The sequence below is a fragment of the Syntrophus buswellii genome, assembly GCF_046097065.1.
Lineage (GTDB): Bacteria > Desulfobacterota > Syntrophia > Syntrophales > Syntrophaceae > Syntrophus > Syntrophus buswellii.
Genome location: NZ_CP175563.1, coordinates 2,426,450 through 2,439,377, shown reverse-complemented (window position 1 = coordinate 2,439,377; position 12,928 = coordinate 2,426,450). Strand labels below are relative to the sequence as shown.

At 55.4% G+C, this 12,928-nt stretch carries 6 protein-coding genes; 4 read left to right on the top strand and 2 right to left on the bottom strand.

All coding sequences use genetic code 11. The features are described from left to right. Positions 1–170: 170 nt before the first annotated feature. Positions 171–944 carry an IS21-like element helper ATPase IstB gene (gene istB / locus ACJ77P_RS11140; RefSeq protein WP_408998266.1) on the bottom strand — a complete coding sequence of 258 codons (774 nt, stop codon included), beginning with the start codon at positions 942–944 and terminating at the stop codon, positions 171–173. An 11-nt stretch (positions 945–955) separates the two neighbouring features. Further along, positions 956–2,587 (bottom strand): IS21 family transposase, encoded by a 1,632-nt coding sequence (istA, locus tag ACJ77P_RS11135; protein WP_408998265.1) that lies wholly within the window; start codon positions 2,585–2,587, stop codon positions 956–958. A 70-nt stretch (positions 2,588–2,657) separates the two neighbouring features. Here istA and ACJ77P_RS11130 point away from each other — a divergent pair, with 70 nt between their 5' ends. The 4 genes from ACJ77P_RS11130 (at position 2,658) to ACJ77P_RS11115 (ending at position 12,895) form a co-directional block, all read left to right on the top strand. Next, on the top strand, positions 2,658–3,212 hold the full coding sequence (locus tag ACJ77P_RS11130; RefSeq protein ID WP_408998264.1) for a Fic family protein: 555 nt from the start codon (positions 2,658–2,660) through the stop codon (positions 3,210–3,212). Further along, positions 3,178–3,522: a hypothetical protein gene (locus ACJ77P_RS11125; RefSeq protein ID WP_408998263.1), complete on the top strand. Its 345-nt coding sequence runs from the start codon at positions 3,178–3,180 to the stop codon at positions 3,520–3,522. Before ACJ77P_RS11130 ends, ACJ77P_RS11125 begins: the two co-directional genes overlap by 35 nt. A 752-nt stretch (positions 3,523–4,274) precedes the next feature. Next, positions 4,275–7,529, top strand: coding sequence for a DISARM system SNF2-like helicase DrmD (drmD, locus tag ACJ77P_RS11120; RefSeq protein WP_408998262.1), 3,255 nt, complete (start codon positions 4,275–4,277; stop codon positions 7,527–7,529). Continuing rightward, positions 7,526–12,895 (top strand): Eco57I restriction-modification methylase domain-containing protein, encoded by a 5,370-nt coding sequence (locus ACJ77P_RS11115; protein ID WP_408998261.1) that lies wholly within the window; start codon positions 7,526–7,528, stop codon positions 12,893–12,895. The genes drmD and ACJ77P_RS11115 overlap by 4 nt, the downstream gene beginning before the upstream one ends. The last annotated feature ends 33 nt before the right edge of the window (positions 12,896–12,928 follow it).

Sequence of the window (12,928 nt, the reverse complement as noted above, 5' to 3'; positions counted from 1 at the left end):
GAAGCAGCACGCGTTGCCGATATCATGGAAATCATAAATTACAGAAAGGCTATGAACCATGCTGTTGATTTTCTAAGTGCCCGTCCTTGTCCCGGATGGCCACTTGAAAATCCCCCACCTGTGGCCGGGTCAAAATCCCCCACCCCAAGGTCGGCAGAACAGGTGTTAAGCTAGTTATTTTTCTTTTCTAACGCAAGTCTTTTAGAAGCCTCCTTGAGCCGGTAACTCTTTCCTTCAAATTTCAGCAGATGCCCGCGGTGCAACAGACGGTCCAGAATGGCCGAAGCTGTAGCATTGTCGCCGAGGAGCTTTCCCCAGTCCTCAATCGGCCGGTTTGAAGTGATCATCGTGCTTCTTCGGTGGCGATAGCGCTCCAGAATCACATCCAGCAGATCATCAGCGGCGGCCTGCGGCAGACGTTTTTTCAGAAACAGATCATCAATCACCAAAAGATCGGCGCCGCAGAACAGCTTGAACAGCTTTTTGCGCTTTCCTGTTTGCGTGGCTTCAAAGATGTCTTCAAAGAAGCATTGCGCTTCCCGGTAGGCCACCTGATAACCGGCCTGGATCGCGGCATGCGCAACCGCTTTGGCAATGTGGCTTTTACCAGTGCCGGGGTGGCCGATCAAAAGCGCATCGGCGGCAGATTGCACAAACTTTACGCTGATCAGCTCAAGAATCTCCTGTCTGGGGAGACGGGGATTATAAGACCAGTCAAAATCCTGCATCATCTTTCGTTCATCCAGCCCGGAGCTGTGAAAACGTCGCTCAATCAATCGTGATTGCCGGCAGTCCAATTCATCTTGAACAAGCTCTGTCAGGACATCCAGAACACTCATTGATCCGTTTTGTTGTGCCTGCAGACAGCGGGCTTGAAGGGTCTGGGCCATGCCGTGCAAGTGCAACGATCGGAGGTGTTTCTCAACTTCTTCAATCGTTCTCATGATTCCTCCTTTCACTGAAGTATACGGGGATGACGACCGTTGCCGGCTGCGTGGGTTTCAAAAAAAAGCGCATAGTCCTGTGGGGAACGAATGAGACTGTGCTCCCGGGTCAATTCGTCGGAAGACTTCTCCGGGGTGGTTGCTTTGTCTAAATCCTCAACCAGCTTTCGAATGATTCTGGAGGAAGAAAGCCCCCGTTCAAGGGCCATCCGGGCAACCTGCTCAATATGAGCAGCACAATGTTTGCGGGCAAGCGCAACAATGCCCTGCATGCGGCGGTGCCCCTGCCGGCCCTCCCCTTCAAACAGTTGCTTGCACAGTTTTTCCGTAATAGGACCGATCGCCGCGGCCTGAGCCAATAAATAACACGTCTGTCGGGAAGGATTGAAGATCCGGTCTTTTTCCTCAATCACGACCATCCCCTTGCGGGTGCCTTTTGGATGCCGCCGCAAAACAGTCAGCGTTTGAGGATCAATGATTTCAATCTCGCAGTCGTAAATGCGCACCATCACTTTGGTATGCAGCCGGGCGGGCAATGCGGCGTAATAGCAGTCGTGGACCTGGATGGTGCCGTCATCCTGAACCGTGCGGGTTTCCTGGGAAAAGTAGGAGAAGCTGCTCAATGGAAGAGCCTGGAGAAACGGTTTTTCTTCCTCAAACATCTCCTGGACCTGCCGTTTCATCCGGCCGTGAATCCGTACGGAGGCCCAGCGTTCTTCCCAGTGCATAAGCCACTGGTTTTGTTCTTCGATGCTTTCAAACCGGCGGCCTTTCAGGGCTGTGTCCTGGGTGTGCTGGATCGCGTTTTCAACGCTGCCCTTGCGATCGGGATCTGCTACGCGGGCAGGATCCGCCACAACGCCGTAATGAGCCAAGACAGAGGCATAAACCGGGTTTAACCCCGGTTCATAGAGATCGGGCTTTATGACCCCCTCCTTCAAGTTATCAAGAACCACATATCGCGTAGCCCCGCCAAAATACCGGAAGGCCTCTTCATGCAGTTTGGCCCATACCACCTGACTTGATGTCCAGACAACCTTCCGGAAACAGCGGCGGGAATACTTCAGCGTCATGACAAACAATCGGGGACGGCGGTATGTGTTTGTGCCTGGTTTACGTGTGAGAGCGCCGAGACCGTAGTCCACCTGCGCCTCCTCGCCAGGTGGAAACTCCAGCCGGTCATACTGGACAGGATCTTTTCTGCGCAGTCCACGGCAAAACCGTTTCACGCTGTTGTATTTGTGCTCGAAGGCAAATCGTTCAACCAGGTCCTGATAAATGGAGACGGCATTGCGCCCCAGGCGTACCTGTTCCTCAATCCATAAACGGTGAGGATCACAGGCTGAGCGGGCATGGGCCGACATGGGATACTCATCCTCTGACGACTCAGATGCGGATACTGACGCCTCCTGAACCGGTGGCCGGGGTGGGGGATTTTGATCAACACCCTCTCCGGAGTCGATGGCCACTTCGGGGGATTTTGAGTTACCTTCGCCAATCGGCTTGTTGCTTCCCACCATACGGGCATATTTACGGATGGTTTTGCGATCCACGCGCACTTTGCGCTCGATTTCGCGCTGACTGATGCCATTGGTAAGTAATGTAATTATTGCTGCTTTCTTGTCCGGCTGCAAAACGTTCATCCTTTCTCTTCCTCCCAGGTATATAAAATGGGAGTCTGTAACGTTCTGCCAACCGTTTGTGAAGGTGCTTTTGAAAACCTGGTTTTCAGGTCTTAAAAACAACCGCTGGGTGGGGGATTTTCAAGTGGCCACAGGTGGGGGATTTTGGGTGGCCACCCGGGCTTGTTGCCTAAATCTCATGAAAGAGCTGCATTTCATCCTTTTGGACAGTGTTCGGGGGCGCGATAAAGCACGAGGCGAATTTCGGAGAATTCAAAATTATATCGGTAGACCGGGAGATCCTATTGAAAAAGCCTCTTTCATGCCGCCTTTGTGGAACGACGTGGAACCTGCATTGGACAACTGGGAAAAATATTTACATACGGATGAAAAGGATCGGCTCGTTCAGCTGGCTGTGTCCAAGGCTCAGTTTGAATTGATACACCCTTTCCTTGATGGTAATGGTCGTTTGGGCAGAATGCTCATTCCGATCTTTCTTTATGAGAAAGGCCTTTTGTCCAGTCCTATGTTTTATATGAGTGAATATCTTGAGAAAAACAGAGATGTGTATTACGACAGGCTAAGAGCTCTGTCGCTGAACGACGACTGGAATGGCTGGATATCTTTTTTTCCTGCAAGGGGTTAGGGATCAGGCGACTGCCAATACCTTAAAGACTAGGAAAATACTTGATCTCTATGAAAAAATGAAACGGGAAATACCTGACATTGTCCACTCACAGTATGCTGTTCAAGCCATTGATGCGCTTTTTGATCGACCTATTTTTAGCAGCAGTGATTTTGTTGTCCATTCAAAGGTGCCACGGGATAGCGCACTGAGAATCTTGAAGGACTTAAAGAAAAAAGAAATAATACGAGATATTCGACCATCACGCGGTAGGCAAGCGGCAATTATTATTTTCCCTCAACTGATCAATATCGTAGAGGAATCAAGTTGAGTTGCACAAGATCCACAAAAGATCATTTGAGTTGCAAAAACAAAAAAATATGCAACACAAATGATTTATAAAATAGCAAGTGCCTAATTTCAAAATACAATATTTACACTATTAGACGTGCTAGGGATTTTCAAGTCGTCGTTCACAGATTTAGTGATTTTTTGAATTGTAAGAGAACATGGCTGCAGTTATCTCGCTCATCAACTTCAAAGGCGGAACCTGATATGCACTATGTCTGCTTAAAAGAAAAATCAAGTGGGCGTGTCCCGCAGCAAATCGAGTTTGTTTTGGCTGATCTGCCGGAAAACCTAAGGGAGAAGTTAACTCAGGCAAGAGCGAGGGCATCCAAAGAAGTATCCCCGAAGGGTGTTGAATAGGGAACGCCCGAAAAAGCTCTGACAACAGCACTCTGCATTCCTACCTTACCCCAGCATCCAAGACACAATGCTTTATCATGCCGTGTTGTCACGGATATCTTCCATCTTGCAATATATCGATATGGTTAATCTTTTATATGCCGATTATTCCATTATGATGCCGAATGTGATATAGCTCTGCCGGTGTTGCTCGATATTCTCACGCTGGGTTGACTCTATGGACCTTCTTTATATCCATTCAATAGCGGCATTCTTTCCTTTCCTTTTGTCTGCTCTAGTATTATCCATATTATCGCATGCCGTGATCAGAATCGCTGAAGGTAACTTTTCCGAAATAAACGATGTAGTCATCAAAACTATGGATGAGTAATCCGCATGGAAGTGACATCAAATATAAAAGTGCCTCGCCCCGGTATGTTCGCCATAGTTCGTAACCGTCGAGGAATCGTTTCTGCTGTGGAACCTTTCGATGGTGCAGAAGGACGGCTTCACCTTGTCCATCTTGACTACAAGGACGACCAACTTCCTGCTGAAGAGCAGCTCCTGTGGGAACTTGAGGTGAGAAAAGTCCTTCTCGAACCCACGGCCCTTCCGAGCGTCGTTAACACCGATCCCATGCCGGCGGAAGATTTCGATGCCCTGTTACGGGCAGCACGCTGGACGGCAGGAATGCCCTTTCTCGATCCTGACGACGGTGGTCCATTGAATTCTCTGCCTATTTCCAGCCCATTCCATGGAGCCTTTCAGGTCGAGGACTTTCAGCTTGTGCCTCTTCTCAAAGCCCTGCAGATGCCCCGAGTCAATCTTCTGCTTGCCGATGACGTAGGTCTTGGCAAGACCATCGAGGCCGGATTGATCCTGAGCGAACTTTTACTGCGGAGGCGGATCCAGCGTGTCCTGATCCTGACCCCGGCCTCGCTCCGTCTCCAATGGCGTGATGAAATGTGGGAAAAATTTTCTCTGCCTTTCGCTCTCGTGGACAGAGCCGAGACCCAAAGCCTGCGTCGGCGCCTCGGTATGGATGCCAATCCCTGGCGCACTTTCAGCCGCATTATCGCATCCTATCATTACCTGCGTCAGGAAGATGTACTTACACAGTTTCTGGCCGCCTGTCGCACTCCGGAGGGGTCGCCGCATCTGCCGTGGGACCTGCTCATCGTCGATGAATGCCACAACCTGATGCCTTCACCCTTTGGTGAAGAAAGCGATCTGTGCCGCATGCTTCGCCTGCTGGCGCCCCAATTCGAACACCGCCTATTTCTCAGTGCGACACCACACAACGGCCACACCCGCAGTTTTACAGGCCTCCTCGAAATTCTTGATCCCGTGCGCTTCAGTCAGACAGACGAGATGAAAAAAGCGGAAAGGGAACGTGTCCATCAGATCGTTCTCCGGCGTCTGAAAAAAGAAGTCAACGCTCGTACCAATCCACCCAGGTTTTGCAAACGCAATCCGCCTCAGGCTCTCGTTCTTGAACTCTCACCTCAGGAGATCGCCTTGAGCACGGCTTTTGATGACTTCCGCAAAGCCATTCGGAAACTGGTCAGTGCCGGTGAAACCCGTCGCCGTCGCGCCGGCTGTTTTGCCGTTGAAATCCTCGGCAAACGTCTTCTGAGCTGTCCGACAGCCTTTGCCGAATCATGGCGTCGATGCCGCGAAGGTCTGGAAGAAGGCGTTCCCGCGGAAGAAACTGACGTCATGGCAGCCAAGCGCCACCTCGAACGAGAAACCGGCGACGACAGAGAAACCCAATCCCGCGAAGCCACAGCCGCTGGTGTCGTCGGTTCCTGGCTGAAAGCCGTAGCCTCCGATCTGAGAGAAGAGATAGCGGCCATTGACAAGGCCGTTGCCGAGATGGGATTCGACACGTCTTGCAACAATCTCGACGCTCAGGACCCTGCCGCCGATGCTCGCTTCGATGCCTTCATCTCTCTTATTGAAAGGCTCCTGCGGCATGAACAGAACTGGCGCAATGACGAGCGTCTCGTGGTCTTTACGGAATACAAGACCACCCTCGACTACCTGACTCGTCGTCTCCGTGAACGTTATGAGGCGGACCGGATTCTCACGCTCTATGGCGGGATGGATGAGATCGAACGCGACCTTGTAAAACAGGCCTTTAACAATCCCTCACATCCCGTGCGCATTCTGCTGGGCACCGATGCCGCGGCCGAGGGACTGAACCTCCAGTGGACGGCGCGAACCGTCCTTCACTTTGACTGCCCCTGGAACCCTTCTCGGCTCGAACAGCGCAACGGCAGACTTGATCGTCATGGCCAGGCCCGGGATGTGACGGTCTATCACTTCGTCACCGACCAGGATCAGGACTTGAACTTCCTTGCCCACGTGATCCGTAAGGCGGACGAAATCCGCGAAGATCTGGGGTCCACGAATGAGCTTTTCGACGAAGCGGCCCACCGGCGCCTGGTTGAGGGAGAGAGCGCGGCTGGTGTGCAGGCCGATCTGGACCGCCGCATTTCCTCCGCCCTTGGTCGGGCGGTTGTTGAAGCTGACGATACAACCGAAACCGGTGCAGAAGGCCGGGCTGCGGATGAACGCCTCCACTTTCTGGCCGCCGAAATGGATCTCGATCCGGAATCTCTCCGGGATACCCTCGAAGGAGCGATGGCGATCCGAGTCGGCCGTCCCCAATTTGAGCGGCGACGAGATGAGGCCACCTGTCGGATTTTGAATCCTGCTCTTTCCGGCTGGAGTGAGGTCATCGATGAAACCTTGCGACGCAGTGCAGGAAAGGGCAGTCGTGGACCCGTCGCCCGTCTGGCCTTCAGTCCCGAGCCCTTTCTCCAGCAGATCGGCGAACGGCGCATCTTCGCTCCTCGACCGGACGTCCTGCTCATGCATCTCTCTCATCCGATGCTCCAGCGTGCACTCTCCGCCCTGACGCGCCGTCGTTTTCCCGGCGGCGGGGAGGAGGTCTCCCGCTGGACCGTGAGGAAGGGAAACTTACCACCAGACGCCGAGGCGCTGATTCTGTTCAGCATCGAAGAACTAGCCATTAATGACCTGCGGGAGACCTTTCACCATTGGGTCCGCACGCTCCTTTTCCCCTTTCGGAACGGCGCCCTCGGAAAGCCTCTTGCCCATCGTCCCGCGATGGATCTGCGCTGTTCTGCTGCCGTCAATGACGATCTTTTATACGACAAGGCCCGTGACCTCATTGATGAAGTGTTACCAGACCTCAGGCAATTCCTTGCCGATTATAACCAGAAGCTCACGGCCGAACTTCGGAAGCAGTTGGAAGCAACCGGTATCCAGGCCCGACGGCAGGAAGAAACCCGCTACCGCAGCCGCCAGGGTGAGGTCTCGGCACTGATTGCCGAAAATACCCTGGGTAAGCTTGAACGGGAGATTGATAAGCTGAAGAGAGAACGCCGACAAGGCCTTCTTTTCGATGAAGAAGCCCGGATCGATGCCATCGACCGCTCCATCGAGGAAAGGCAGGCGGAAATTGCCCGCCGCACCCGGCACTACGAAGAAGTTCGCGTTCAGCTGGAAAAGGAGCGCGAGCGGATCGTGCGGTATCTTCTTCCCCGAAGGCATGCCATGTCCGCCCCTGCCCTGGTATTCCCCGTCGCCATCGAGGTATGGCTCCCCGGAGGTGTTTCATGAACGGTACGGAACTGATCGGCTGGGACCGCCTGCGTCATGGAGGGCTTCTTCTCGATGCGCCGCGACTGAAGAGGATTGCCGAGCATATCCCGGAAACGCTTTCGCCTTGGCGGGAAAGAGAACTGCGGCGTCAGGCGGGGGCGCTTCTGGATGATGGGGGGAACAAAACGGAATTTGTTCGCTTCGTCCTGGAAGAAATCTGCGGTTTTGCCTCACCAAACGGATCATGGCAGCGGGGCAGTCAGGTGAGCGCCGAATGGGGCCGCCGGGCCGTGACGGGTGAGACGGTGAAACCCCGCCACCTTTGGCGTGCTTCAAATGACGCGGTTCTTCCCGTCTTTATCGATGATGAGGTCCGCCTCGGTGTCGGACGCGGCCGGCGCTCTGTCAGCCAGGTCGTGTCCTGGCTCCGTGGGGGAAACGAGCGTCTTGCCGTCCTTACCAACGGCCGCCAGTGGCGGTTGATCTTCACTGGTCTCGATTTTGACGCTTGGTGTGAATGGGATCTGGAACTCTGGTTTGAAGAGGGCACCCTGTCCCCTCAGGTGGCCGCTCTGCGAACACTCCTGGCCCCGGCTCTCTGGACTCCAGTAACCTCGGGGGCGCCTTCCCCGCTCCTGGAGGCGATTCTCGACAGCCGCAAGGGGCAGGCGGAACTCTCGGCTGTCCTGGGCGAACGGGTCCGCGAAGCCGTCGAGATCCTCGTTCAGAGCCACGGCGATATTCTGAAGGAACAGGGAGGCGGGATCGATCCTGCCGAGATTTACCAGGCCGCCGTAAGGATCGTCATGCGGATGGTTGTCATCCTCTTCGCCGAATCCCGCGATCTTCTTCCCCGCGAAAATTCTCTCTATTACGGCGCCTACGGCTTGACAGGTCTCCTCGAAGATCTGGAAAAGTCAGCGGCTCGCGGCGGCAGCCGCCTTGCCCGCTCCTGGAGCGCATGGCCGAGGATTCTGGCCCTCTTCCGTCTTGTTTGTCAGGGCTCTTCCCATGAAAAGCTCCTTGTGCCCGCTTACGGCGGTGAACTCTTCGCCCCGGGCGATGCCGTTTCACCCGATGGCCTGTCGCGAGCCCTTGCCATTTTCGAGAACGCCTGCTTCGATCGGGAAATTCTCTCCGATCGGGAAGTCCATCACATGCTGGAACTCCTCACAAGGACACGGGTTAAACTCCGGCAGGGAAGGGTCAGTATGTGGGTTCCCGCACCTGTCGACTTCTCGGATCTCTCCAGCGAATACATCGGCATCCTTTACGAAGGGCTGCTCGACTTCGAATTGAAAACCGCCCCGCCCGGCGATCCGGTTATCTTCCTGGCCGTCGGCAACCAACCGGCCCTGCCGCTTTCCCGTCTCGAAGGGATGGACGACCGGGCTATCGCCGATCTCCTGGAGAAGATGAAGAACACGGGGCAGGAAGAAGAGACAGATGAGGAAACCGGCGAAGAAGTGTCCACCGACGGTGATGAAGAAGCTGCGGATACTTCCGATGATGGCGATGAAAACGAGGATAGGATCGGAGGCCTCTATGCCGTTGCCGAGGAAAATTCTGCGGAAGAGAGAATCGAGGAACCGGGCGACGATCGTCATGTGACGCGCACCCGAGCCGAGACCTGGGCACGCCGGGCCGTGGATGTAGGCAACCTTGTCCGCCGCCCTCGTGGCGCCCTGACGCCAGAACGACGTATCGTTTATGAAGACGCCATTGCCCGGAAGGCCCGGCAGCTTGTCGTCCGAGTTATTCTTCCCGGCGAGTGGTATGTCGTTCGCTGGGGCGGCACCCGCAAAGGATCGGGAACCTTTTATACCCGGCCGGGTCTGGCCGTGCCCACGGTCCAGCGAACCTTGCGTCCCCTGGTCTATGATCCTCCGGCCGATGCTGCAGGTCAGCCGGATTTAGCCGCCTCGGCAGTAGCATGGACGCCCCGAAAGCCCGAAGAGATTCTTGCCCTGAAAGTCTGTGATCCCGCCTGCGGCTCCGGAACCTTTCCCGTAGCGGCACTGCGTTTTCTCACCGACGGCCTTTACGCCTCGCTCCATTTCCATAAACGGATTGCCGTCGACGGCGAAAAGGCCATTGCAAGGCTCATTGCACCCCTGTCGGATCTGCCGGAAGAGCGGCTCTGCCAAGAGTTCCTTCCCTGCCGGCCGGAAGACGAAGACTTCGAGAAGAAAACCAAGGCGCGCCTGCGCCGTCATGTGGTGGAGCGCTGTATCTACGGAGTGGACCTCGACCCGCTGGCGGTGGAGCTCTGCCGCCTGTCCCTCTGGCTTGAAACCATGGATCGGGAGCTGCCCTTCTCCTTTCTCGACCACAAGATCAAGTGCGGCAACAGCCTTGTCGGCGCCTGGTTTGACCAATACCGGCACTATCCCGTCATGGCCTGGAAGAACCGCGAAGGAGGCGACAAGAATTTTGCAAACGGTGTCCACTTCGAACGGGAAGCGCGGACAAAGGCCTTGAAGGCTTTCGTCAGGGAGAAGCTCACCCCTGATCTGCGGCGATTCCTGGAAGGTCCCACTCTCTTTTCGCCGGATATTCAGGAGGAAGCCGCCAAGGCCCATGCCGATGCCCTAGCCGTTTTTGCGCGCCTCCATGAACTGCCCGTCCAGTTAAGTGCGGAGCGCGCCCGGATCTACCGGGAGGAGATCCTCGGCTCTCCGGCATGGCAATCCCTGAAGTCCGCTCTGGACCTCTGGTGCGCCTGCTGGTTCTGGCCGGCGGATGCCCTGGATTCCGCTCCTCTTCCGACGACCTTTTCTGAACCGTCGCCGGAGACCCGGTCACTTGCCGCCCGGATCGCCCAAGCCAAGCGCTTCTTCCACTGGGAGCTGGAATTCCCCGACGTCTTCTGTGCGCAAAAGACCGGTTTTGACGCCATCCTCGGCAATCCGCCCTGGGACATCGCCAAGCCCAATTCCAAGGAGTTCTTCTCCAATATCGATCCCCTCTATCGCGCCTACGGCAAACAGGAAGCCCTCCGCCATCAGACCGGATACTTCGAAACTAGGGAAATCGAACAAAACTGGCTTGACTATAACGCCGACTTTCGCGCCCAGTCGAACTTCATGAGCTATGCCGCGAGCCCCTACGGCGATCCCAAGGAAAACGAGGCCAGTTCCGACCGCTTTGCCATTGCCCGCGGCCGGGACAATGCCCTTTTGCATGCACACTGGCGGAAGATCCGCTCGCAAAACCGGGGCTTCGCCGATCCGGCCCATCCCTTCCGTCATCAGGGATCAGCCGATATCAACCTCTACAAGGCCTTCCTGGAGCAGGCCCATGCCCTCCTTCGCCCGGACGGCCGCTTGGGATTCATCGTCCCTTCGGGCCTCTATTCCGACCACGGAACAGGGGGACTGCGCCGTCTCTTTCTCGATCAATGCCGCTGGGAATGGCTCTTCGGCTTTGAAAACCGGGACAAGGTCTTCGAAATCGACAGCCGTTTCAAGTTCAATCCCGTCATTCTCCAGAAGGGCGGCGCCACGGAGGCGATCTCCACGGCCTTCATGCGCCGCAAACTCGAAGACTGGGAGCGCGCCGAGACCTTCGCAACGCCTTATTCCCGCACCCAGATTGCCCGCTTCAGCCCCCGTTCCCTGGCCATCCTCGAAATCCAGTCGCAGCGGGATCTGGAGATCCTAGAGAAGATCTACGCCAACTCCGTTCTCCTCGGCGACGACAGCCCCGACGGCTGGGGCATCCGTTATGCCACGGAATTTCATATGACCAACGATTCGCGGCTCTTTCCTCCGCGTCCCCGGTGGGAAGCCCAGGGATACCGCCCCGATGAATACAGCCGCTGGCTTAAAGGCGACTGGCGGCCCATCGAAGAACTCTGGGCAGAGTTGGACATCGACCCAACCCGTCCAAGACCTGCCGAAATCGAGCTCGAAGATTGGCTCTTCGATACCTCTGCCGGACCGGAAAAACGCACCGCCCAGGCACGCCACATCCACGGCCATTGGCTCAAACCCGGCGACGTTCAGCGCACAACCTGGCGCGTCCGCTGCGCCCAGCCCCCCTACGACACCCTCCCCATTCCCCGTGCCGACATCCCGCCAGGCATCATCCTCTCCCGCGAAGCCGATGCCTGGATAAGGGAAAAGCAAGTTGAGGATACGGCATTGCCATTATATGAGGGCCGGATGATCGGCCAGTTCGACTTCAGCCAGAAAGGTTGGGTCAGCGGAAAAGGCCGCGGGGCAGTCTGGCGGGATATTTCCTGGGACAGGAAGCAGATCGAACCGCAGTATATGCTCTCGTTGGAGAAATGGCAGGAACTGGAATTATTGGCCTATCTCCAGGAATTCGCAAAAATTTACAGCAGAGAAGAGGCTGAATGGGAGGCTGAAAGACTCCGTGATCCGGTCAATTTCACCCAATGGTGGTGGCCAAGTCGGCGTAAAGTGACCTTCATCGATGTAACCTCGGCAACCAATACCAGAACGATGTTTTCTTGTACTGTTGCCGAAGTGCCCTGTGGAAATTCCGCCCCTATCCTCAGGAGTGCAACCCCCCTCCTGTTAGCGACAATCCTCAATTCCTTTGCCTATGACTCAGTTTCCCGGTTCCGATGCGGCGGGCTTCATCTGAACTGGTTTGTAATTGACGAATCTGCGCTTCCTGACCAAAGTCCGGAAAGTGACAAGAGTCTGAAGGGTATCGCTCTAATACTCAATGCTCCCACTGAAAGAATGGCGGAGTTTTGGATCGAACCCGAACAAACAATCTCGGGTGCCTGGAAGGCTAATTGGGCGCTATCCGAAGCTGAACGCTTTCGACTCCGCTGTGTGGCCGATGTACTCATAGCCAACCGATATGGACTTAGCAGTGGTGACTTACGCCACATTTTGTATGGCTGTGACCATCCGCTTCCAATCGCAATAGGAAATAATCCTAAAGGTTTCTGGCGTGTCGACAAGGACAAGGACCCCGAACTCCGTCACACAGTTCTGACCCTCATCGCTTTCCACGACCTGGAAGAAAAGATCCGCGCCTGCGGTGGCAACCGTGAAGAGGGAATCAAGCTATTCCTCAATCAAAACGATGGCAAGGGTTGGATGCTCCCCGAAACCCTCTGCTTGGCCGACTATGGCCTCGGCCATGACGACCGGGCGAGGTGTCCTCAACCCGTTGCCTCCCGCCTCGGACCACGCTTCTATGACTGGCAGCTTGCCCAATCGCCCGAGGAATCCTGGCGCGAGTGTCACCTCCACGCCCGCAACCTCCTGGGAGAAACGGGCTATCAACAACTTCTTGATGACATAAATTTCCCCGGGAGCGAGCAAAAATTACTCAAGGGACCAGAGCAACCTACAACGGCAGATCTTGGCAGAATGAAACAAGGCGAGCTTTTTGACTGAAGACATCCTGGAGCTTACGTGGGTTAACGGGCC

Bases quoted from the DNA above. Each gene is read 5' to 3' on its own strand.
- istB (WP_408998266.1), bottom strand. From the start codon at position 944: ATGAGAACGATTGAAGAAGTTGAGAAACACCTCCGATCGTTGCACTTG.
- istA (WP_408998265.1), bottom strand. From the start codon at position 2,587: ATGAACGTTTTGCAGCCGGACAAGAAAGCAGCAATAATTACATTACTT.
- ACJ77P_RS11125 (WP_408998263.1), top strand. From the start codon at position 3,178: ATGGCTGGATATCTTTTTTTCCTGCAAGGGGTTAGGGATCAGGCGACT.
- drmD (WP_408998262.1), top strand. From the start codon at position 4,275: ATGGAAGTGACATCAAATATAAAAGTGCCTCGCCCCGGTATGTTCGCC.
- ACJ77P_RS11115 (WP_408998261.1), top strand. From the start codon at position 7,526: ATGAACGGTACGGAACTGATCGGCTGGGACCGCCTGCGTCATGGAGGG.